Origin of the sequence: Bilifractor sp. LCP21S3_A7, assembly GCF_052118825.1 — a bacterium.
Classification (GTDB): Bacteria; Bacillota; Clostridia; order Lachnospirales; family Lachnospiraceae; genus Bilifractor.
In genome coordinates, this window is sequence record NZ_JBQKGL010000003.1 from 42,423 (window position 1) to 65,116 (window position 22,694).

22 protein-coding genes and 1 pseudogene are annotated in these 22,694 nt (G+C 46.8%); 20 read left to right on the forward strand and 3 right to left on the reverse strand.

Translation table 11 applies throughout. The features are described 5' to 3' along the window. Nucleotide 1: 1 nt before the first annotated feature. The 14 genes from ACTQ1O_RS03410 to ACTQ1O_RS03475 all read left to right on the forward strand — a co-directional run bounded on the left by ACTQ1O_RS03410 (nucleotide 2) and on the right by ACTQ1O_RS03475 (nucleotide 11,051). Nucleotides 2-163, forward strand: a complete 162-nt coding sequence (locus ACTQ1O_RS03410) for a hypothetical protein (protein ID WP_441486109.1) — start codon at nucleotides 2-4, stop codon at nucleotides 161-163. Beyond that, a complete protein-coding gene (locus ACTQ1O_RS03415) occupies nucleotides 160-1,212 on the forward strand; it encodes a type IV pilus twitching motility protein PilT (protein ID WP_441486110.1) in 1,053 nt (350 codons plus the stop codon). The genes ACTQ1O_RS03410 and ACTQ1O_RS03415 overlap by 4 nt, the downstream gene beginning before the upstream one ends. 269 nt (nucleotides 1,213-1,481) lie before the next feature. Next, nucleotides 1,482-2,696: a type II secretion system F family protein gene (locus ACTQ1O_RS03420; protein WP_441486111.1), complete on the forward strand. Its 1,215-nt coding sequence runs from the start codon at nucleotides 1,482-1,484 to the stop codon at nucleotides 2,694-2,696. Nucleotides 2,697-2,745: 49 nt separating this feature from the next. Next, nucleotides 2,746-3,321: a hypothetical protein gene (locus ACTQ1O_RS03425; protein WP_441486112.1), complete on the forward strand. Its 576-nt coding sequence runs from the start codon at nucleotides 2,746-2,748 to the stop codon at nucleotides 3,319-3,321. Between the two features lie 88 nt (nucleotides 3,322-3,409). Beyond that, complete coding sequence (locus ACTQ1O_RS03430; RefSeq protein WP_441486113.1) at nucleotides 3,410-4,183, forward strand: prepilin peptidase; 774 nt, start codon at nucleotides 3,410-3,412, stop codon at nucleotides 4,181-4,183. Nucleotides 4,184-4,380: 197 nt separating this feature from the next. Continuing rightward, on the forward strand, nucleotides 4,381-5,382 hold the full coding sequence (pilM, locus tag ACTQ1O_RS03435; protein WP_441486114.1) for a pilus assembly protein PilM: 1,002 nt from the start codon (nucleotides 4,381-4,383) through the stop codon (nucleotides 5,380-5,382). Nucleotides 5,383-5,477: 95 nt separating this feature from the next. Beyond that, entirely contained in the window at nucleotides 5,478-6,224 is a 747-nt protein-coding gene (locus ACTQ1O_RS03440) for a hypothetical protein (RefSeq protein WP_441486115.1), read from the forward strand. Beyond that, complete coding sequence (locus ACTQ1O_RS03445) at nucleotides 6,221-6,853, forward strand: hypothetical protein (protein WP_441486116.1); 633 nt, start codon at nucleotides 6,221-6,223, stop codon at nucleotides 6,851-6,853. Before ACTQ1O_RS03440 ends, ACTQ1O_RS03445 begins: the two co-directional genes overlap by 4 nt. Nucleotides 6,854-7,041: 188 nt before the next feature. Next, nucleotides 7,042-7,449 (forward strand): type IV pilin protein, encoded by a 408-nt coding sequence (locus ACTQ1O_RS03450; protein ID WP_441486117.1) that lies wholly within the window; start codon nucleotides 7,042-7,044, stop codon nucleotides 7,447-7,449. A 340-nt stretch (nucleotides 7,450-7,789) separates the two neighbouring features. Further along, a complete protein-coding gene (locus ACTQ1O_RS03455) occupies nucleotides 7,790-8,341 on the forward strand; it encodes a hypothetical protein (RefSeq protein ID WP_441486118.1) in 552 nt (183 codons plus the stop codon). Between the two features lie 116 nt (nucleotides 8,342-8,457). Further along, the gene (locus ACTQ1O_RS03460; protein ID WP_441486119.1) at nucleotides 8,458-8,769 is read left to right on the forward strand and encodes a hypothetical protein; all 312 of its coding nucleotides are present in this window, start codon (nucleotides 8,458-8,460) and stop codon (nucleotides 8,767-8,769) included. 107 nt (nucleotides 8,770-8,876) lie between these two features. Beyond that, nucleotides 8,877-9,341 carry a type IV pilin protein gene (locus tag ACTQ1O_RS03465; RefSeq protein ID WP_441486120.1) on the forward strand — a complete coding sequence of 155 codons (465 nt, stop codon included), beginning with the start codon at nucleotides 8,877-8,879 and terminating at the stop codon, nucleotides 9,339-9,341. A 73-nt stretch (nucleotides 9,342-9,414) separates the two neighbouring features. Beyond that, nucleotides 9,415-9,882, forward strand: coding sequence for a GNAT family N-acetyltransferase (locus tag ACTQ1O_RS03470; RefSeq protein ID WP_441486121.1), 468 nt, complete (start codon nucleotides 9,415-9,417; stop codon nucleotides 9,880-9,882). A gap of 263 nt (nucleotides 9,883-10,145) precedes the next feature. Continuing rightward, nucleotides 10,146-11,051 carry a type IV pilin protein gene (locus ACTQ1O_RS03475; RefSeq protein ID WP_441486122.1) on the forward strand — a complete coding sequence of 302 codons (906 nt, stop codon included), beginning with the start codon at nucleotides 10,146-10,148 and terminating at the stop codon, nucleotides 11,049-11,051. A 277-nt stretch (nucleotides 11,052-11,328) separates the two neighbouring features. Here the strand turns inward: ACTQ1O_RS03475 and ACTQ1O_RS03480 are convergent. Next, a pseudogene (locus ACTQ1O_RS03480) lies at nucleotides 11,329-11,595 on the reverse strand (type II toxin-antitoxin system Phd/YefM family antitoxin). 523 nt (nucleotides 11,596-12,118) lie between these two features. Between ACTQ1O_RS03480 and ACTQ1O_RS03485 the strand changes: the two are divergent. Both ACTQ1O_RS03485 and ACTQ1O_RS03490 read left to right on the forward strand, forming a co-directional pair. Then, nucleotides 12,119-12,490, forward strand: coding sequence for a nucleotide pyrophosphohydrolase (locus ACTQ1O_RS03485; RefSeq protein ID WP_441486123.1), 372 nt, complete (start codon nucleotides 12,119-12,121; stop codon nucleotides 12,488-12,490). Then, entirely contained in the window at nucleotides 12,487-14,364 is a 1,878-nt protein-coding gene (locus ACTQ1O_RS03490; RefSeq protein ID WP_441486124.1) for a DNA/RNA helicase domain-containing protein, read from the forward strand. The genes ACTQ1O_RS03485 and ACTQ1O_RS03490 overlap by 4 nt, the downstream gene beginning before the upstream one ends. A 171-nt stretch (nucleotides 14,365-14,535) precedes the next feature. Here ACTQ1O_RS03490 and ACTQ1O_RS03495 read toward each other — a convergent pair whose 3' ends face one another. Together ACTQ1O_RS03495 and ACTQ1O_RS03500 are read right to left on the reverse strand one after the other, a co-directional pair. Further along, nucleotides 14,536-15,138 carry a hypothetical protein gene (locus ACTQ1O_RS03495; protein ID WP_441486125.1) on the reverse strand — a complete coding sequence of 201 codons (603 nt, stop codon included), beginning with the start codon at nucleotides 15,136-15,138 and terminating at the stop codon, nucleotides 14,536-14,538. A 551-nt stretch (nucleotides 15,139-15,689) separates the two neighbouring features. Beyond that, nucleotides 15,690-16,727, reverse strand: coding sequence for a helix-turn-helix domain-containing protein (locus ACTQ1O_RS03500; protein WP_441486126.1), 1,038 nt, complete (start codon nucleotides 16,725-16,727; stop codon nucleotides 15,690-15,692). Between the two features lie 204 nt (nucleotides 16,728-16,931). Here ACTQ1O_RS03500 and ACTQ1O_RS03505 point away from each other — a divergent pair, with 204 nt between their 5' ends. The 4 genes from ACTQ1O_RS03505 (at nucleotide 16,932) to ACTQ1O_RS03520 (ending at nucleotide 22,681) form a co-directional block, all read left to right on the forward strand. After that, on the forward strand, nucleotides 16,932-18,296 hold the full coding sequence (locus tag ACTQ1O_RS03505; RefSeq protein ID WP_441486127.1) for an MFS transporter: 1,365 nt from the start codon (nucleotides 16,932-16,934) through the stop codon (nucleotides 18,294-18,296). A gap of 22 nt (nucleotides 18,297-18,318) precedes the next feature. Then, nucleotides 18,319-20,568 (forward strand): family 78 glycoside hydrolase catalytic domain, encoded by a 2,250-nt coding sequence (locus ACTQ1O_RS03510; protein WP_441486128.1) that lies wholly within the window; start codon nucleotides 18,319-18,321, stop codon nucleotides 20,566-20,568. A gap of 298 nt (nucleotides 20,569-20,866) precedes the next feature. After that, entirely contained in the window at nucleotides 20,867-21,043 is a 177-nt protein-coding gene (locus ACTQ1O_RS03515) for a hypothetical protein (protein ID WP_441486129.1), read from the forward strand. A gap of 33 nt (nucleotides 21,044-21,076) precedes the next feature. Continuing rightward, on the forward strand, nucleotides 21,077-22,681 hold the full coding sequence (locus tag ACTQ1O_RS03520; protein ID WP_441486130.1) for an EAL domain-containing protein: 1,605 nt from the start codon (nucleotides 21,077-21,079) through the stop codon (nucleotides 22,679-22,681). Nucleotides 22,682-22,694 lie beyond the last annotated feature (13 nt).

Below are 22,694 nucleotides of genomic sequence, written 5' to 3' on the forward strand. Positions count from 1 at the left end.
AATGGATGGGAAGACTGCTTTCTTTGCAGAAACTGGGAGTTTACAAGCTTATTTGAAAATTCGGGATGTATTTATGATTGCAGGGATAGCTGACTTGAATAGAATTGCAGGGACAGTTGACATGAATAGAGCGGTTCGAAAAATGAGAGGCATAAAGATATGATGAAGGTCGACCAAATGGTTATGACAGCAGCGGCGATGCGCGCATCGGATATCCACCTGATCTGCGGACTTCCGCCGAAAATTCGTGTGGACGGAATACTTCAGGATCTGACAAGTGATGTTCTGACCGATGATGACTGCAAAAAAATAGCTGAGAAACTGGCGGGAGAGCATTACGATTCCATTCGTGATATCGGAGAACTGGACATGGCGGCGTCCATCGGCGGCGAGCGTGTCCGTATCAACCTGTTCCACCAGAGAGGCCATATCTCAGCAGCACTGCGTATCCTGAGCAATCATATCCCGGAGGTCGAGGAGCTGGGACTACCGAAGGCGGCAGAGAGGTTCGCCAATTACCGGAAAGGCATCGTGCTCGTCACCGGTGAGACCGGTTCCGGAAAATCCACAACACTCGCAGCGCTTCTGAATCGCATCAATGAAACACGGGCAGAGCACATTGTAACGTTGGAGGATCCGATCGAGTACCTGTACGAGCCGAAGAAGAGCATCATCAACCAGAGAGAGATCGGAACAGACACCAGAAGCTACGAGGACGGACTCCGGGCGGTTCTGCGGGAAGACCCCGACGTCATTCTGATCGGTGAGATGCGTGATCTGACCACAATCGAGACGGCGCTGACGGCAGCAGAGACCGGTCACCTCGTCTTTGCGACGCTTCACACGAACTCCGCCGTCGATTCCATCGACCGCATGGTCGGCGTTTTTCCGGAAGAGAGACAGCCGCAGATCCGTATGGAGCTGTCGACCACACTGAACGCGGTTCTCTCGCAGCAGCTTCTGCCCAGAGCAGGCGGCAAGGGCCGGATTCTTGCGGCGGAAGTCATGATCGTCACGACTTCGATACGAAATTTGATCCGCGAGGGCAAAACACCGCAGATGCATTCCGCGATGCTGACATCCGCAGCGGAGGGCAGCGTTACGATGGACAACTTCCTCCTCGAGCTCGCCGCGGACCGCAAGATCACGCCGGAGACCGCACTGCAGGCCTGCAACGATGCCGACTATATGAAGAAGAAATTCATGTTCTGAGAGGACCGTTGTGGCAGGGATCTGTGAATAACCAGGCATACTCCGGATTGCCCGGATGGATCGCTTCGACCGTCGTCGCATGGATCTGTGAATAATCAGGCATACTCCGGATTGCCCGGATGGATCTCTGCGCTCGTCGCCGCATGGATCTGTGTATCACCAATATCGGGTGATTTACGCGAATAGTGAGCCGCAGCCGAATGCGAAGTATTCGTGTGCGGCGAGCGTCGCGATAGCGAGATAAAATTTTTCTGAGAGGAAAAGTGCGTATGACTACATACCAGTACCGCGCCATTGATACCGACGGCAAATCAATCCGTGGTGTCGTACAGGCGCCGGATGAGTATTCAGCGGTGCAGAAGATCCGGCAGAGCTGCCCGATCATCACTGAAATTTCCGCTGTGAAAGAATCCCGAAATGTGCTGTCAATGGAGTTCGGCGGGAAACCGAAGGTAAACGCCAAGATTCTTTCCGTTCTCTGCTCCCAGTTCGCCGTAATGCTGAGATCGGGTATGCCGGTCGGGCGGTGCATCTCAATGATCGCCGAACAGACCGAGGACAAAAAACTGAAGAAGATGCTGCAGGAGGTCGCTGCTGATGTTGAGGATGGAAGCAGCCTTGCGTCAAGCCTCGAACGAAACGGGAAAGGCGTTTTTCCATCGACCTTTGTGGAAACAATCCGGGCAGGTGAGCAGTCGGGTACCATTGAGAACTCCTTCTCGAAGATGCAGATCTACTATGAAAACGCAAGCAAAAATCAGGAGAAGATCAAGGCGGCAATGACCTATCCGATCTTTGTCGTTATTGTAGCGATCATTGTCCTGATCATCATCATGGCAAAGGTTATCCCGACGCTTACCAGCACCTTTGAGTCGCTCGGCGGCAATCTGCCCATGATGACACAGATCACCATCGCAATTTCGAATTTCTTCGCAAAGTGGTGGGCGCTTTTTGTGATTGTCATTCTGGGAGCCGTGATCGGACTGTCCGTGTACTTTCGGACCGATAAAGGCGTGCTTGTCAAGGGAAAGCTTCAGCTTCGGATGCCTGTCATGGGAAAAATTAACACAGCCAACAGCGCTGCTCAGTTCGCGGATACAATGTCTGTGCTTCTGGCATCCGGCCTTACGGTCAACAATGCCGTGGCGGTAACGGCAAAGGTCATGGACAATGAGCTGTTCCGGCGCGACGTAGCGGCCATGCAGCCGAAGATTGAGGAAGGACAGCCCCTGGGCAAATGCATCGAGGCGAGCGTCTATTTTCCGGACAACCTCAAACAGATGACCGCGATCGGAGAGGAAACCGGTTCGCTGGAGGATACCCTGCAGACAATCGGAGAGTACTACAACAACGAAGCGGACTACCGGATAAAACAGGCACTGGCAAAGCTGGAGCCGACGCTCCTGATTTTCCTTGCGTTCTTTGCCGGGTTTATCGTCATCTCAGTCTATCTGCCGATGTTCACGATGTACAACCTGATGTAAGAGAGGACCGGCGGATCAGAGAATGAACTGAAACAGAGGAACGGCGGGAATGGGGAAACGGAATCGATCGATAATCAGAAATGAACGGGGAATCGCGAACCTGACCGCTGTTCTTCTGATCGCGGTGATTTTTTTCTGCGGCATGTTTGTGGTTCGGATGTATGTCTGCCACCTGAACGACGCGAAGCTGACCTTCGACCGGAATCAGGTCGAGAATGCCATCAAGGCCGCAAAGGTCCAGTACATGGAAGACGGGTTCGGCGGTGATGTCACTTACTATTTTGACTCTGTCAACAGCCGGATGCTTGGCTGGGATGAGATCGGGAAGATCGAGGGGTACGGGCGCTCCGACCGCAGGCACAACGCGAACGGGGAGACAGGAGCACTCGGTATTCCGAATCTCGGAGGAAAGAACGGCGGGCAGCTTCTCGCGCTATCCGTGGAGGACAGCGGGACGGTGGTTCACCCAAGATGGCAGGGACATACACTGACCGCCTACGACTACACCCTCATGACCGTCAGTGAAAGACGTCGGCTGAACACAGAGCAGAAGGATCAGATCGAGAAGGATGCTGCGAAGACCGGGACGAAAATCGCCGGTCTCAGCGTGGCTGCATCTTCATGAAGTTGTGTTCTGTATTTGAGTTGTGCATTTGAGCTGTGCATTTGAGCTGTGTATTTGAACTGTGTATTTGATAAGAAGGGGAATCGAGGTGGAACCAACTCTATTTCTGACAATATACGGCGGAGTCGTCAGCTTCATCTTCGGTGCCGTCTTCGGCAGCTTTATCAACTGCCTTGCGTGGCGGATTGTGCACGGTGAGAGCGTGCTGAAGGGCAGAAGCCACTGTGCGGTCTGCGGTCATCCGCTTTCAGCGGCGGACCTGGTGCCGATCTTCAGCTACATGTTCCTGAAGGGCAGATGCCGGTACTGCCATAAGAAGATTTCCCCGCGGTACATGATCGCAGAGCTGATTCTCGCCTGCGCCTTCACAGGTGTATATCTCCGATACTGGATCAGCATTCTCACGATTCGATACATGATCCTGTCCTGTATCCTTCTCGGACTTTCCCTGACCGACCTGGATACCTTTGAAATTCCGAACGGCTTCATCGTGGCAGGTATTGTGCTGTGGGCGGTTACCCTTCCCTTCACCGGGGAAAAAATCAAAGACCAGCTGATCTCGGGCCTTCTGGGCGGAGCCGTCATTGCAGGGGCATTGCTTCTGCTTTCACTTCTCTTTGACAAGGTCACCGGCAAGGAAGGACTTGGAGGTGGAGACATCAAGCTTTTCTTTATGGTGGGGCTCTTCACCGGACCGGTAACCGGACTGTTCAATCTGATCCTGTCCTGCATCGTTGGACTCATTTTTGCCGTGATCCGCAGGGAACACAGAATCCCCTTCGGCCCGGCAATCTCCATCGCAAGCTGGATCAGCATCCTGTTCGGCCAAGCCGTAACCGGGTGGTATCTGAACCTGTTCTGACAGGAAGTACCTGATCCGCGCGGTAAGATTTACAGAATAGGAATTCATAAACGTTTTTCGAATCGTTACACAATAGGAAGTACCTGATCTGTGCGATCTGACAAACAGAAGGGTATATGAACTTAATCTGATCTGCTATAATAAAAGAATAGTCTGTATCACGAGGCAAAAAAACATTACGGGAATGAGGGCGTGCTATGCCAAAGAATAAGATACTGGGAATCGATATCGGGAATTACCGGATCAAGATGACGCTGTGCCAGAACAATGTCCCGGTCCGATTTGTGAGCGAGAGAGTGCCGGAGCATCTCGTAAAGGATGGACGCATCATCTCCTGGGACGCAGCCGGGGATTTTATCAAGGAGCTGATGAGGGAAAACGACATCAGCTGCAGGACAGCGGCTGTCACAATGCCGGAGAATACTGCCTATATACGACGGATGGAACTTCCGCTGATGACGATCAGTCAGCTGAAGGTTAACCTTCCCTTTGAATTTCACGATTACATCACAGAAGATCTCGACAAATATATCTACGATTATGCGGTAATCGGCCGAAACGAGAAGAAAATGGAGCTTCTTGCGGTGGCTGCCAGTAAAGATCTGATTCAGAACTACACCGCCATGTGCAGAAGAGCCGGTCTCAGACTCGAAATCATCGCTCCGGAGGTAATTGCCTTCCGCACGATTATTCAGGACTTCGAGAAACGGCACAACATCGAAAAAGGAAGCAGAGACTATGTCATCCTCGACGCCGGCGACCGTACCATCAATCTTCATTTTTTTCCGAAGGGAGAGTACGAAATCACACGAAGCATGGAGCCGGGATGTCACGAACTGGCGAAAGCTTACGCGGAAGCGGTCGGCCTGAATGAGAAAACGGTAAAAAATATCGATATGAGCGCTCTGGACGATCAGAAGGACATCATCCAGGATGACCAGCAGATTCAGGACCTGTACAACAGCATGGCCGTTCAGATCATGCGTGTGCTCAATTTCTACAGCTTCAATAATCCGAACAACAACATCGACAAGCTGTACTACTGCGGCGGCGGATCGAGAATCGACGGACTCATGAAGGAAATTGCAGAGAACGTCGAGCTGCCTCAGATCAGCATCGCCGACCTCATCGAGACGAAACCGGAGTTTGATGAGAGCATGATTCTCGGGCCGCAGTCGCTCGGAATCACCATGTTCTAAGGGCAAAATAAGCATTGATCCTGAAATTACCATGCTCTAAGGGCGGAATAAGCATTGAGCCTGAAATCACCATGCTCTAAGGGGAGGAATAAGCATTGAGCCTGAAAGATCTGTTAAGTATGGAAATCGGCCCCGGCGCTTCCGGAAGCGGCAAAAAGCCGCAGAAGAGCAGCACCGGCGCACGTGGAAAAGGAAAATACCCGACAAAGACAAGCATCAATCTGATCTACCACGAGAACAACGGAAAACGCATCGCCTTCGATCTGGTGGTCTTTGGCATTTTTCTCGTGGCACTCGGGATCTTCACCAAGTTCATGGTGCTGGACAAGCTGAACGAGATCAATACCGCGCAGGCGGAATACAGTGCGAAGCAGGAACAGCTCAAGGAGCTTGTATCGTCTAACAGCGTCTATGACGATGTGAGCGGTCAGTACAGCCACTACGGAACCGGATACATGAATTCCGACGAGCTGGCCATGCAGGACCGGGCAAAAATGATGCAGGTGATTGACCAGGATGTTCAGGTCGACAGCGGAATCAAGAGCATATCAATTACCGGCAACACCGCTACGCTGACCATCGAGCGGACGACATTGTCTGAAGTCTCCGACGTGGTCAAGGCACTCCAGAGTAGCGACATCGTACAGTATGTCTCGCCTTCTACCGCATCCACAGGAGATGACAGCACAGACACAGGCGTTGTGACGGCGGAGATCACCATCACCTTTACCTCCCCAACCGGTGCCGTATCCAGTTCGTCCGGTGACGAAGGACCATCGCTGACGGATCAGCTTGCGAACAGGAAGAAGGAAGCAGAAAGTGAGGGAATGGAAAATCAATGAAACTCAATCGTAAATTTTCCCAAAAAGAAACTGTCCTTATCCTCATTCTGACCTTTGTCCTGCTGGGATTTATCTATTATTTTTTTACCTACGATTATCTCGAGTCACAGCTCCGCAGCTACGACACCACGGATCTGGACAGTCAGATCACGCTGGAGCAGAAGAGAGCGGCAATGATCAGCCAGATGAAGCAGGACATCGCCAACGGCACAGTAGCATATTCCGGCGAGGTCGCCACCTACAACAACCTCAGCAACGAGATGACGGAGCTGAACAACATCTTCTCCGGGACATCGGTCTACAACTTCGATTTTGAGGAGCCGGAGGCGACAGACAGTACGGTTCGCAGAAATATCAACATCACCTTCACCTCCAACAGCTATGCGGAGGCGGAAAAAATCATCAGCAGCCTCTATTCCTGTAAATATCGCTGCCTGATCAGCGATCTCGACATCGCAGCCGGTAGCGAGAGCGGCGTTCTGCAGAGCGGACCGGTCAGCGTATCCATGAAGGTGACCTTCTTTGAGACACTCGAGGGAGCAACAGACACCAGCGGTATCATCGTCGACAGTTCATCCGACGAAAGCCAGACAGACGGCACCACTTCAAGTTCCGCTGCATCATACTGAATGAGGTCCATAAAATTCCGCCGATTACCTAATTTCGTCTAGATTGATTAAAATAATCGGCAAAATTTGGGCAGTAATTCATATGGCTAGACTTGTAAAATAACGAAAAAGCATATATTATAATACCAGTAATAATTTTTATTTCCTTAGTCTTAGAGGAAGTAATGTTCAAGAGGAGGACCTGAAAAATGTTCAAGAAATTAAAAAACAGCAAGAAGGGATTCACCCTTGCTGAGCTGCTCATTGTTGTAGCAATCATCGGCGTACTGGTAGCCATCAGTATTCCGATCTTCTCAGCACAGCTGGAGAAGGCAAGAGAGGCGACGGATCAGGCGAATATCCGGAACGCATATGCAGAGGTTACGGCGGCATGTCTTGCTGACAATCAGACGGAATCCGATGAAACCAATAAAACTGACCAGATTAGTGCGATTACCTATAAGGACGGCACATATAGCTGCACAGTCACCGCGACACAGTCGGATAAAACGAAATGGGAATCGGGAACTACTGTGACCATTGGCGGCCAGCCCGTTAATGCTGCAGCAAGCTGGACGATTTCCGGCAAAAAAGACGGAAAGGTATCGATAAGCTAAACAGGCACTTCTGCATCACCCTCAACCACGCCAGGATCATAATGAATTAACCTCAACATGTTAAATATCAGGTCCCTCATCCTCGTGATGAGGGATTTTGCTTATATAGAAACCATCCGGATTGATCCGGGAACCAGCAACCTCTCAATTCCATGTGCAAGAGCTTTTTTAAACGCACCTTACCTGCTCTGCACTATTACGCGCGCCTGTCCATCGCTTGTAATGACAAAGACTATTGCGCAGAATGAGGCCATTTTCCGCAGATTTCAGAACCTGCGGGCGTTATTACATTTACGGAAAGCATTATCTGATTCTTTTGAGATTATGATGGGGGAGTAATGTGGGGATTCAAGAACGGGACTGGTATCAAAGAGACCAGCGCGCAAAAGAATATAAGGCGGCAGGCGTAAAATATAAAAACTCACAGGGCTGGTACTACAGACTGAATGGATATGATTTCGGTCCGTGTGATAAAGACAATATCTGCCGGTTGATGCGAGAGCACAGACTTGATGACAGCAGCCTGGTGAAACATGGGTCAGGCGAGTGGATGCAAATTTCAAAGCTTCGGAAGGAGTTCCCGAAGGGTGGGTATATTTACAAAACTGGTAAGAAGGGTTCTGCTTCAGTTCATGTTGGAGAGGAGCATAAATCGAGTGTAAGTACTGTTGGCATTATACTTGGGGGGATAACATTCCTGATATGTTTGTGGCAGAAAATAGATATTCCGGTAATGGTATTTTCGATTGCACTTAGCGTGGTCATGCCATCTACGATAAGAGCTGAGAGAGAAAAAAGACGTATCACATTGTTGGGCGTAATGGCAACGATTGTCCTTATAATCAATTTTATTTTTCTGGGGCTGATATTGTTTTTACGGTATTTTAGTTAAAGGGCTCAATGATTTACTTTTGTATTGATGATTGGAAAAATCTAGAGCTATCTTCATAATATTGTTGCTGCAAACAGAGATAATACCTATGAAGACCAGATCAAAAGGAGAATACAATGAATTTCGAAGATTTTACAGATAAAGAACAGAAACAAATCAACGCTGGCTTATCCACCGCGGAGATCAGTGATAAAGAGGCTGCTGACAAGATCCTTGCTCTTGTCCCACAGGAGTGGATCAAGAAGATCCCTTTCTTCGTGAGAAAGCACGCAACGACGAAAACCATCGAGCGAATCGCCAATCAGTATCCTGAGCTGTATGCAGTCGCAAAGAACCCGGGAGAACTGCCGGAAAAAGAGAGTGAGGAACTTCGAACGATCATCACGGATATTTTCAAAGAGAAGATGAACAAGCACAATATCAAGTAATAATCATCATTAGTGATCGTTATAGGTAATAACCGTAGTATGAAAGCAATGTGACGGCATCACGGGACTTTCGGTATTAAGGCAATGATCTGTTAGGGGGATGGTTAATGAGAAAACGGAATAAAGGTTTTACATTAGCAGAACTCCTGATCGTAGTTGCCATAATCGGAGTGCTCGTGGCGATATCCATCCCGATCTTCAGTAAGCTGGTCGAAAAGGCAAGGTTTGCTACGAATGTGGCGAATGCAAGAGCTGCTTATGCGGCGGTAGAAGCGGAACATATCACGACCGAATTTACGCCGGATGAGTTGAATCCAATACGAGATACTTATTACTCTTATGATACCGAGGCAGGTAAGGTTAAAGCAGGAGCCGATCTAAACGGATATGAGGGAGTGGGCTTGAGACAAGATGACCCAGACTTTTCGTATCCGCCTTCTTCCTGGACAACATCTACACGTCCTGGTGATCACTCGGACTGGGCCTTAGGCAAACGTGTCTATAAGAAATGGATATTGGTTGTCAATAATAGTGCTGGAACGGTAAGACAATACTTGGTGTACACCGGATAATGTTTTCTGGATAGAGCATAATCCATGTAACCATGTAGTGATGCCGGACTTCATACGCTTATGGAGGACACATATGATTTCTGCTCAAATTAATGGCTTCCATGTTCGTTCATTCGATGCCTTAACGACACATGAGCTTTATGAAATACTAAGAGCAAGGGCTGATGTGTTTGTGGGAGAGGAGAAGATCCTTTATCCGGACGCGGATGGACTTGACTACAAAAGCCTTCATGTGTTTTGTACCGATCCCATGGGCAAGGTCACAGCATACCTGCGCATGTTTCCGAAGGAAGATGAGCCAGGAACGGTTCAGATGGGACGAGTGCTGACAAGGGTCCATGGAACAGGAGACGGAAGGAAACTTTTGAATGCCGGGATCCAGGCGGCAAGGGAATGCCTGGATGCACGAGAAATATACGTTGAGTCGCAGAAACACGCTGAAGGGTTTTATGCGAAGGCAGGCTTTAAGGTGACTTCTGAAGATTTTATCGAGGCAGGAATCCCACATGTTCAGATGCGCCTGATGGTTTCGAAGACCTGATCGTTTGCCCTCCCGTCGAGAAGATGAGCAGGACAACGTAAAGCACGGCATAAACGCCAACGTCAGCACCAACACAAAGCGCGACATAAGGACCAACATCTGCTACAATATAAAACACAACATCAACCAACACATCAAATCACGGTACTGAATGAGCGGTGTAGAGACTCTACCAGTACCAATGACACCGATGAGACCCGGAATAAACGGACAATCCAGCCCGCTTGTTTCGGGATTTCAGTAATCATAGGAGGTGTGATCCCATGTGGACAAAGAACAAAAAAGGCTTCACACTGGCGGAACTTTTGATCGTAGTTGCCATAATCGGAGTACTTGTCGCGATATCCATTCCGATCTTTAACAGTCAGCTGGAGAAATCACGATTTGCAGTAGACCAGTCTAATGTCAGAAATGCGAAGGCTGCTGCGGCAGCGGATTATTTGAGCACGGGAGCCAGTGGAAAAGTAGAGTATTATTATGATGCATCCAGCGGCAAGGTTACGTCGGATTTTGCAGCTGCAAAGCAGATACCTGTCTACGGCAAATCTACGATGAAGGAAGAAGGTGTAGAAGGCACCGGTAAAAGCAATGGGATGGCCGGCATTGTTATGGTTACCGTTGATTCCACGGGGATAGGAGAGGTGCGCTGGACAAAGAATGATATTGAATACGTTAAAGACAATGCTAGATCCTATCTGTCCGAAGATGGAAAGAGCCTGATCTTTAAACCAACGGGCCTGAAAATATTGTCTTTTAAGGATTCAGTTACACCGCTGCAGCAGTTATCAGAAGATGAAAAAAGTAAGGTAACCACCATTTCTTTTGAAGCAAACAATGAGTATCCTGACGACATCAGTCGGAACGGGCAGGGGAGAGGTATGGATTTTGAGGGGCAGTTCAATGGATATTCCAATGTGACGAGACTTGATTTGTCCGGCATCAGTATTTCAAGAATCAAATTGGAAGACTGGAATGCGCTTTCAAGCCTGAATACCATTGTCCTTCCGACAGCAACTATCAAGGATTCATTTAACATCCCCGGAAAATGGTATTATGTGGAGGGAGAAAAGAAAGTATACCTTCCGAAATACAAATACGACAACAACAGTTCAAGAGTGGATAAGGAAACGAGTGGATTGGAAGGAAAGACGATATATAAAGAAACTTAAGGCTGAGAGCTTTTTGAGTTTTTATAGACGGCGGTGCGGGATGAATGCCTGCATCGCTTTTTTGCCCTCATCAGATTTTGCTTACACTTGTTCATTTTTCAGAGGCCAATGTCCGGCGTTCATGGTATACTGAAGTAAAAGGATCAGAGCGCATATTGGCATTTGATAAAAAGACCGGACAGGAAGATACCCATCCGGTTTATCATGGTTCTGAAGATCAGTTGAGATGTAGTCCACGATTTCATTTAGATCCTCTTCAAGGGGAAGAAATGACAGCTTATACTTTTTCACTGACGCGGCTCCTTACTCTGCTGAAGACTTCGTTTGAGGAGGATCGTTTGTCCGATTTCGCTGCTGCCGCATCGGCCTCGTCAAGCTTACGTTCTGTGTCGTCAGTGAGAGCGGAGTACTGTTCGATACTTAAAAGAACCATGGTGCCATATCCGTTTTTTGTGAGAAAGACAGGTTAATTTGATTTCATGACGGTTTCTTCAAGTTCCGGGAACTTGTTTCTGAGGTCGGATACAGGGCGAATGTTGATCATAGTGATTCCTCCTTTTTTATCATTATTCTGTCATTATATTATCACAATTACAAGAATAAGGAGGGACCGGGGGAGCTAAAGATACTGAAAGACGCTACTACAGAAGACCGATGCCCAAAACCGCGCAGAAAAAGCGAAAACAAACGGGGTATATTGCCCCGTTATTTTTATACCCGAAAGGAAGTGAGCAGAGATGGCAAAGGACGGAACTGCCAGAGGTGGCCACACAGAAGTGTGGTCTCTTTTGAAGCGGTTGGAGAGAACAACATCAAGCATCGTTGCCCTCCAGCACATCGTTCATTGCAATGCGAAACGAAGAGTATTTTTTATATTTCTCAGGATGAGCCTTCATCTTATAATACTCATTCATTGCTGCGATTGTATCAGTATTAGGATTCTCTCTGGTGACGGTAAAAGAAGGTTCATCAACTGTTGAAGGATTAAAACTGGTATTATAATATGATTAAAGAACTTCGTAAGGTAAAAATTTCAGATATGATCATAACAGAATGGGTAAAGCGAAATGAACGATTCGATAAAAGAACTAACAGATGAAATTGTAGCATTCAGAGATGCCAGAGACTGGAAAAAGTTTCATAATTCTAAAGATATGGCAATCTCAATATCTCTTGAAGCTGCAGAACTTTTGGAGGTTTTTCAATGGTCTGGAGAAGATGTTGAGGCTGATACAGATAAGAAAGTATCTAAGATCAAAGAAGAACTTGCGGATGTGCTGATTTATTCTCTGCTCATGGGGCATGATCTTGGATTTGATATATCTGAGATTGTAAAACAAAAGATTGATACAAACAACAGAAAATATCCGGTGGATAAAGCATATGGAAAATCGGATAAATATACGGCATATTTATCGTCTGGAAAGGGAAAAGTATGATCGTTTACGAGGGCATAAAGAGTGACTTTCTGGAAAATGTTGAGGATGACACTATCGCTGACAAGATTGAACAATTAATCTTACAGAAGATGGGAAGACATACGGTGGCTAATGAAAGGATGTCATGGGTTAACTCGATGGAATACATGTATAAGGTCATGAATGATCCTGAAATTCCTTCTGATGCAGGAATTGCCATTGAGTATAATATCCCGCAGACAGCAAAGAGAGTTGACTTTATGATTTCCGGATATGATATCAATAAAAGGCCTGGAATGGTCATTATAGAATTAAAACAATGGAGCAAGCTGAATAAAGTGTACAATAGTAATGCTCTTGTTGAGACTTATACCGGAAATGCGGAACGGAAGGTGGTTCATCCTTCGTATCAGGCCTGGTCCTATGCCCGATTAATAGCGGATTATAATTCTGCAGTGCAGGATCAAAATGTACATCTTATACCATGTGCCTATCTTCATAATTATATCCGAAAGGATGACGATCCCGTCGATGATAGACAGTATGCCGCATATACGTCTGAAGCACCGGTTTTTACAAAGGGGCAGGTGCCTGATTTAAGAGCATTTATTAAAAAGTGCGTAAAAACAGGAGACAAAGAGAAGGTTCTTTATCTGGTTGATCGCGGAACGATAAGACCATCAAAAAGCCTTCAGGATTCTATTGCTTCTATGATTAAGGGCAATAAAGAATTTGTCATGATCGATGAACAGCGTGTTGTTTATGAAGAAATCATAAAGCTATCAACAAAGTGCCAGCGAGATCATAAAAAACGGACCATTATCTGCAAAGGTGGTCCCGGAACAGGTAAGAGTGTAATTGCTGTAAGGTTATTGGCTGAACTGACCCAAAGAGGACAATTTGTTCAATATGTTACCCATAATAGTGCCCCGAGACAGGTTTATGCTGCAAAGCTAAAAGGAAAAGTCAAGAAAAGCAGCGTTGATAATATGTTTAAGAACTCTGGTACTTACACAGAAGTCGGCAATAATAAGATTCATACACTGCTTGTAGATGAGGCACACCGGTTAAGTGAAAAATCCGGAATGTTTCATAATAAGGGAGAAAATCAGATCAAAGAAATCATCCATGCGGCTGCATGCTCTGTATTTTTTATTGATGAAAGTCAACGAGTCACTATGTCTGATATTGGTTCGGTAGACGAAATCTTGAAATGGGCAAAAGAAGAGGGATCAGAGGTAACAGAACTGGAGCTTCTTTCCCAGTTCAGATGTAATGGATCAAATGGATATCTTGCATGGGTTGATGATCTTCTCGAGATCCGTGAGACTGCGAATTATAATTTATATGGACTCGGTTATGACGTAAGGGTTTTCGATAATCCGGAAGATATGAGAAAGCTCATTTTAGAGAAAAATAAGGTGAATAATCGATCCAGAATCCTGGCTGGATACTGCTGGGATTGGCCCAAGAAGACAAGAAATGATACTGATTTTCATGACATTAAAATCGGAGATTTTGAAATTAGCTGGAATCTGGATGGCGGAGAGGCGTTCGCTATCGGTGAATACTCTGTTAACGAGGCGGGCTGTATCCATACCACGCAGGGTCTGGAGTTTGATTATGTTGGTGTCATCATGGGAGATGATATCCGATATGAAAATGGTCATGTGGTTACTGATTTTAAAAAAAGAGCTAAAACGGATCAGTCTTTGCGGGGAATAAAGAAGCTTTACAAAGAACATCCGGAAGATGCAGTCGATCGTGCAGATGAAATCATAAAAAATACTTATCGCACGCTTATGACCCGGGGAATGAAAGGATGCTATATTTACTGTACCGATCCCGGAATGAGGAAATATATCAGAAAACGTCTGGAAATGGTCTCCGAATAATTTATTGTATAAGTCCAGTCGCAATGTTCTTGGCCCACGGGGAGCCTGCTCACCAGTGGGCCAAGAACATTAGCGGCACGGAAGCTGCGAAGCAGCGAAGTGACGCGGGGACTTATACAGTTTGTGACACGACTTATCGTATGAGGTTTACTGTAAAAGATATAGGAGCGATTAGAAACGATCTGACCGCTTCTTTATCCATAGAGCAATTTCCTCCCTGATTTCTGTTTCATTATCAATAATTGTACTCAGCGATGGATTGCGTATTATTACATGGTCTTTTCCCTTACACGCTATTTCCCGGTCTAATTCATCCAGCTCTGGCTCTAACTTACTACGCAAAAGATCTTTGATTTTCTGAAGCTCCTTCTGTGCAGCTCTTGTACGTCCATTGGAAAGATTTTCCGCATAGGTTTTCTGCAGTGTCTGAAAGTCCAGATAGGATAAATCTGCCATGTAGTAGAACTGAAAAAAATTTGAACATGGATTATGTGCACACATATCTTCATTTGTTTGTGCATCCCTGGTACATGGCGTCAACGATGTTCGGATGCAGACTCCTCCCGTTTTTCGACGAATAATCAGATTTTTTCCGAGAGCTTCCTGGATCTGATGAATATCTTTTTTTACATCCAGATGTCTGTCATTGATAAAGAGCTTTATATTGTCACGAAGGTCACTTCCCATGAATCCTATCGGAGTCAGATCATCACCTGCGATTTCACTGATGATTTTTTCGGAATATTCAATATTAGCAAGATCGGAAGGTGCCATAGTGGTTCCTCCTTGAGTTAGGATAAATTAAATGAATTTTCAAAGTATGTGAATCTCACAGGCTGGTTTCCATATTCCTCCAAAGTATGACTATGGAGAGGTCATATAAGGAACGCAGGGACTACCAGGGCGAATGAATAACAGGAGGCAAAGATCAGCATGGATAAAATAAGAACGGATATACCGGAACAGGTGGATCAATTGCGGAAACGATACCATGAGGGTTTTGATCTGATTGATAGCGAAGTTTGTTTTGTCCTTGCTATTTGAGGAACGGGATGACGAAACGGTCAGCGTAACCTATGAATGGACTGCATCAGATGTGGTCCCGTTGAAGGAGGAATTGCAAAGTATCCCGATAACAGAATAACGGGAGCTGTATACACGGTTCGTCTCAGAGGGGATCGTCATGGTGAGGGATACGGAAGTATTTCAGAAGGAACATCCGGATATAAGAACCATCTGGCCGGTGCTTTTTTCGTGCCATGAATGGAGGAAAACAGTATGGCAGATCGTAGTAAATATATAACGCAAGAATTTTAGCGTAAGGCTCATGGTCCGGTATGCCGTTTTCTGAATTCGCTGGGAGTTAGTCCGTAGTGTTTTCGAAAAATCCTTCGGAAGTTGTTAGGGGAATCAAAGCCGATCAGCTCACATATTTCTCCAATTGAGTGTTTGGTTGCACCGAGCAACTGGGCTGCCCGAGCCATTTTCTGCTGCTGGATATTTTCCGTAAAACTCATGCCCGTTGCATCAGAGATGATTCGCTGCATCTGTCGATCACTGTAGTTGAAGAACTGTGCCAGACTATGCAGGGTAATGGTGGTGTAATTGGCCTGCAAATAGCGGAGTATGAACATGATGCTGTCATCAGCCGACTTCATCCGTACGTTGGGAATCTCAATATCCTTTTCATGATGTCTGAGAATGGTAATGAAAAAAGCAGATAGCAAGGAATTTATCATCTGATTTTTGTATCGCTTATTTTGGCAGAATTCCAAATACGCTGCCCTTCCGAGATTCTCCAGTTCCTCGTCCTTGTTGGTATGAATCATCAGATAGGGAATCTCTTCCGGCTCATAGAAGACGCGGTGGAAAAAGGTGGACAAGATGGTGTCGCCTTCCATCAGGGAGAGAAATGAGCGTTCGAAGGTGGATTTTCTTATCAAAATGTTCATTAGGTCAGCATCGTCCGAGAAGGCACTTACTGAATGACTCGTTCTCGGCGCATGGATGCAAATATCTCCTGTATGCATGGTGAAGCTCCCGTTGGGCAGGATGTTCTCACAGGTGCCGTTGATCACGATAAGGAGCTCAAAGAATTCATGCCTGTGCCAGAAGGCAGGGGTGTAGCGCATATGTTTTACGAAGCTGCAATCCATATCTTTTTCAATAAAGGTGTGCTCACCGATATTGGTCGACAGGTTTTTTCTGGCCGGTGACAGGTCTCCTGTAAAAACCTGATCCAGTATATCCCGGACTTCATCCTCTGTGTGTACCTGTTCCAGATGCCGTTCTGGATGGGCAATCCAAAGGCGTTTCAGCCGTTTTTCGGCCTCGGATAGAGGGGTATGAATAAAGGTGTCCATGATAAATTCCCCCAAAAACTAACTATTACATTTATACCACCGTTTCATGGTAAAACGCAAGAACATGGGAAAATGCATGTCGTAAAAGTTACTATTTCATGTCTTCTAAGAGGCTCGTTCTTGTCCCGTTTGGGTGATATCTTTGTACTCAACAAATAATATAAAGACCGGTAAAATGGACCGGTCAGGAAAGGATATCAAAAAATGGAAACGAAAAAGCTGAGATTTTCCGAGAAGATGGCTTATGGACTTGGTGATTTCCCAGAGGTAATCAACTCCATTCTCGCAGCCTTTCTCACCATGTTCTACACCGATAATATCGGCATGGCGGCAGGCGCTGTTGGGACCATGTTCTTCATTTCAAAATTGTTTGATGGCATTACAGACATTCTTGCCGGTGTCCTGATTGACAAGACAAGAACAAAGTGGGGGAAAGCCAGACCATGGCTTCTCTGGCTGGCTGTACCGACCGGTTTTGCAGCTGCCCTGATTTTCTGGATACCACAGAATGCGTCGCAGACGACCCAGCTGATTTATGCATTCCTGACCTTTAACCTGTTCTCTTCCGTAATGTTCACAATCACAGGAATCGCACGGTCTTCCCTGTTGGCACTTATGACACAGGATATGAAACAGCGTGGAGCTATGGCTGCCTTCGGAATGTTTTTTGGCTTAGGCGGCACCATTCTGGGAATGTCTGCAACTTTTCCTCTGATCTACAGATTTGGTGGTGATGTGAAGGCATGGAGAATCGTCTTCACCATCTACGGCATCGTCACAACCCTTGGCCTGTTGTATGCTTTCTGCTTCTCTAAAGAGTATGTAACATCTGTTGAAAAATCAACCACAAACGAGGAATCAAAACTTGGCTTCGCTGAAGAGGTAAAGCTGTTCTTCACAAATAAATATCTGCTGATCGCCCTGGTTATGACGGTTCTGGTAAACTTTGTAACTCAGGTCAACTCAGCAGCCCAGACTTATTTTTATACATACACTATGAATGATCCAATGCTGACAACATCTCTGAATCTGGTCAGCGTAGTTCCGATCATTGTGAGTATTGTGGTGTTCGTGGGTCCATGCCTGGCTAAGTTTGGAAAAAAGAAAACCATGTATATCGGTATTTTGGGCCAGATCATTGGTTTTGTAGTCAGAGGCATTGCAGGTACACTGCAGAGCGTGCCGCTTTTGATCGCAGGCACCATCATCGGCGGAATTGTAACAGGATTGCTTGCTGTACCGGTATCCACCCTTTTTGCAGATGGTATCGACTATGGTGAGTGGAAGACCAATAAGAGAATTGAGGGAATGGGAGCTGCAATCACATCCTTCTCCCAGAAGATCAGCTCCGGGTTGGCTCTGGCCAGCGTTGGTTGGGTTCTTGCCCTCACAGGCTTCGTAGCAAATGAAGTTCAGAACGCGGCAACGAACAACGGTATCATTGCCCTGTTTGGATGGGTACCGGCCATCGTTCTTGTTGTGATCTTTTTGATCATTCGATTCGCATACAAGTATGATGAGATCGCGGAGCAGATAGTGATTGACCTGGATACCAGAAAGAAGCAGTAAAGATCATAAGGAGTAAGAAAGAATGCGTTTACTTGGCAACTGGATTACAAATGGCACGGAGCATCCTTTTTATGTAAGAAAGGTACTGACAGTTACGAAAAAAATCACCCGTGCAGAGGCTAAGGTCTGCGGCCTTGGACAGTTTGTCTTCTATGTCAATGGAAAGAAGATAGAAGATCATGTGCTGGATCCGGGCTGGACAGCTTACGACAAGCTGATCGAGTATGTGAGCTTTGATCTGACAGATGCCTTCAAAGTTGGGGAGAATGTCCTCGGCGCAGAGGTTGGCAACGGATGGTTCATCAAGGACGATCTGGACTACACCTTTGGCTTTCCGTCGTTCATGCCGCCAAACCCAAATCCATATAAAGCCTATGGTAAAGCACTTGTTTTTGCAATGAAGCTGGATATCGACTATGCAGATGGTTCACACGAGACCATCTGCGCAGATGACACCTTTAAGACGGCTAAGCATCCAACGATAAGATCTAACGTCTATGGTTCTGAATTTTTTGACGCATCCCTTGTCCAGGAGGGATGGAGTGAGGCAGGATTTGATGACATTGCCTGGGAGCAGGCTCAGATTCTTGCAGAGGAGGAGGAACCGACAGGCCGGTTGCTGGAGCAGTTCCAGCCGGCGATTAAAGTCATTAAAGACTACCCTGCAGAATATATGCATCATGCTAATGGGCGGGCTATTTATACCTTTCACCAGAACATATCCGGCATGCTAAGCTTCCGGGCAAAGGGAAAGAAGGGGGATACAATCAGGTTTTACCCGGCAGAGAAGTTGGGAGAGGACAAGGATGTGGACCAGGTGGCAAAGAACTGGGTGACCGTAGATACCGTAATCACATATGTGGTGGGAAAGGATGACACCTGGGAGAATTTCCGTCAGAAATTTGCTTACTTCGCTGGTATGTACATGGCGGTAGAAATGCCTGAGACATGTCAGATCGAAAACATGGTGGGGCACGCAATCACAAGCGCCTGGAAGGAGGCTGGCACTTTCTGCTGTGACGACGATCGCTACAATAAGATCTACGACATGATTGAGCGCACTGTCGAGGCAAATATGGTCAGTGTCCATACCGACTGCCCGACTATTGAGCGTTTTGCCTGGCAGGAAACTAATCATCTCATGGGTGCTGCCATTATGTTCATGAAGGATGGAAAAAAGCTCTGGGAGAAGTTCCTCCTGGATATGAGAGTAGGGCAGCATACAGAAGAGGACTACTTTTTTGATTTCGCCGGCAACAAGTTCAAGCCGGGTCAGGGGCTGGTTCCGTCCCAGTGTCCATGCTATATTCCGAATGTACTGCCTGTACCGGGAATGGGAAGCTTCTATGATATTATCCCATGGGGCAGTGCCCTGATTCTGGGAGCCAGATGGCATTATCTGTTTTATGGGGATCAGAAAGTCATCGAGGATAACTATGAGGCGGGGCTGAAGTATCTGGACCATTTGAAGACAAAGATGACGGAAGAGGGATTCATCAGACACGGACTTGGCGACTGGGGCAATCCGGAAGAACAGTTGGCCAGAGAAAATGTTGAGACAGCCTTCCTCTATGCGGATGCGAGGACTCTGGCAGAATTCGCCCGGGTACTTGGAGAGACGGAAGATCAGGCTGATCTCGAGAAATTTGCTGAAGAAGTAAAAGCTAATTACAACGACAGACTTCTTGCCCAGGGACCAGATGGCAGATGGGCATACTTCAGTCTGGAGGAGAAAAATAAGACCGGCGCATTCGTCACAACTCAGACGTGCGAGGCCCTGCCTCTTTACTGGGGCATGGTACCGGAGGATAAGAAAGGCGATGTGGTGGACGTTTTCAAAGAGACTTTGAAAGAAAAAGGTTCCTTCGCAGCAGGCGAGATAGGACTTCCCTATATCATCCAGACAGCAAGAGAGGAAGGACTCAACGATGTGATTGCAGAGTTTATCCTTAAGCCGGATCATCCATCTTACTACGCCTTTGTATTGGATGGCATGACTACACTGGGTGAGTACTGGGAGAAAAATCCGAGAAGCCATGCTCATGACATGATGGGTCATATCCAGGAGTGGTTTTTCAATGGAATCGGAGGCATCCAGATCAAGGCGCCGGGCTTCAAGAAAGTAAGCATCCAGCCATACATGCCAGAGAGTGTGAATCACTTTGTCGTAACACATGACACGCCCTACGGTACGATCCGTGTGGAAGGAAGAAGAGTGGATGGCACGCCGGAGTACGAAATTTCTGTACCGGATGACATTGAAATCGAGTGAAAAAGGAATTGACATCTGTTGTAGAGAATGCAGCAGATGTTTTTTTACGCGAACAGTGAGCCGCAGCCGAATGCGAAGTATTCGTGTGCGGCGAGCGTCGCGATAGCGAGATAAAACTCGCGCAGCGTGTTTTATCTCGTTCTGTAAGGTTGACAAGTAGTAAATGGTATAGTAAACAGTAAATGATCAGCATCTGACGAATTTAGCTGACGCTTGATGTTGTGAAGTCGCATGTTTTACTTGCTGTCATTGTGATATACTTATCATTAAATAAGCCCTTTTCATGTGGGATAATCGTATGAAAGGGAAGCATTTTTCAAAAATGGACTGCCATGGGATGAAAGATATTGACTGCTTCAAGGCGATCGATGATCGTTTTGATTTACGCGAGCGTCGCGATAGCGAGATAAAACTCGCGCAGCGTGTTTTATCTCGTTACAATGCGGCTCAGTCTTCCGGTGCCTGTCTGTCGTGACAGAGAGTGAAAGTCGTAAAGGAATATTTACATATGGATACACATGATATGGATCAGTATATTGCTTCACATCTGGAGGAGGCATTGGCGAAGGAATGGATCTCGCCTTATTTCCAGCCGATTATCCGTACAATAACGAATAGTTTTGCGGGTGCCGAGGCGCTTGCCCGATGGGAAGATCCGGTATTTGGCCTTATAATGCCGGGTACCTTTGTGCCGATCCTGGAACAGAAGGGACTGATCTATAAATTAGACTGCTTTATCCTGAAGAAAGTGGCGAAGCTGCAGCGGAACCGGATCGACGCGGGGCTTGCTGTCGGACCGATTTCGGTTAATCTGTCACGACAGGATTTTGATCACGTGGATATGGCTGCATATGCGAAAAAGGTTTGCGATACGTACAATATTCGCCGCGATCTGATCGTGCTGGAGCTTACCGAGAGTCTGTTGGTCACGGACAAGGAGAAGATGACATCAGTTGTCAGAGAGCTTCGGGCCGAGGAATTTACGATCTGGATGGATGATTTCGGGAGCGGCTATTCTTCCCTGACCTTTCTGAATGACTATACGCTTGATCTGATTAAGCTGGATATGGGCTTTTTGAAGTCCTTTACACATACCTCCATGGAAATCATGAAAAGTGCCGTCAGCATGGCAAAGAAACTGGGCATACGGACGCTTGCGGAAGGGGTTGAGACAGAAGAACAGGCACACTTTCTGAAAGAGATCGGATGCGACATGATGCAGGGATATTATTTTTCGAAGCCGCTGCATATGCAGGAGGTACTGGAATTTCTGCGTCATATGAATATGCCTTCGGAAGTGATCGAATGGAAGGACTTCTATGACCGGGCAGATGCCTGCGCGGTTGACAGCGACGTGCCGCGGGCGGTCATGGAGTATGACATAACAAATGATCATATTCGTTATCTGTATATCAACAGGCATGAAAAGGAACAGCTGCGCAGTATCGGACGTGTTCACAGAGAAAATTCCGAATTTGTCATGAATGTCAGGAATACTTCGCTTCATGCCAGACTGCTGCAATTTTACCGCCATATGCTCCAGGTGGACGGGCGGGCTTCCCTGTATGTATCGGACAATTCTTTTTTTGTTCGTCTGGATGGAAAAATGATCGTTAAACAGGACAATCGATGCGTATTTCTCCTGTCTATCGTCAATATTACCGAGGAACGGACGCAGAAGATCGGAGAAGTACTCTACAAATCGGTATCAGATATTATGCTGTTGTTTGATGATGTCCATGTTCTGAACCCGGAACAGGATACTGCGGATACTGTGCTCAACAATTTCGGTATCGAAGGCGGCCGCACGGACCATGATCCGCTTCGCAAGGGGCTTGAGGACTTTTGCCATCATATGATTTCTCCGGAGGATCGGGAACGTTACTGGGCTTTTGCCGATCCTGACACGATGATTGAACGGTTGCGGAAGGCTCCGGATGGAGTATGCCGCGATTACTTCCGTGTGCTGCATACCGCCGATGATCAAAAAGGAAGCTTTGAATGGAAAGAATTCAATCTTCTGCTGATTCCCGGTTCGGAAGACCAAAAGGTCCTTTCCTGCATCAAGAATGCCGGGCCAACCGAAGGCAGAAAATTCGTTTGGGACTGCTGATTCAGGCGTTTTC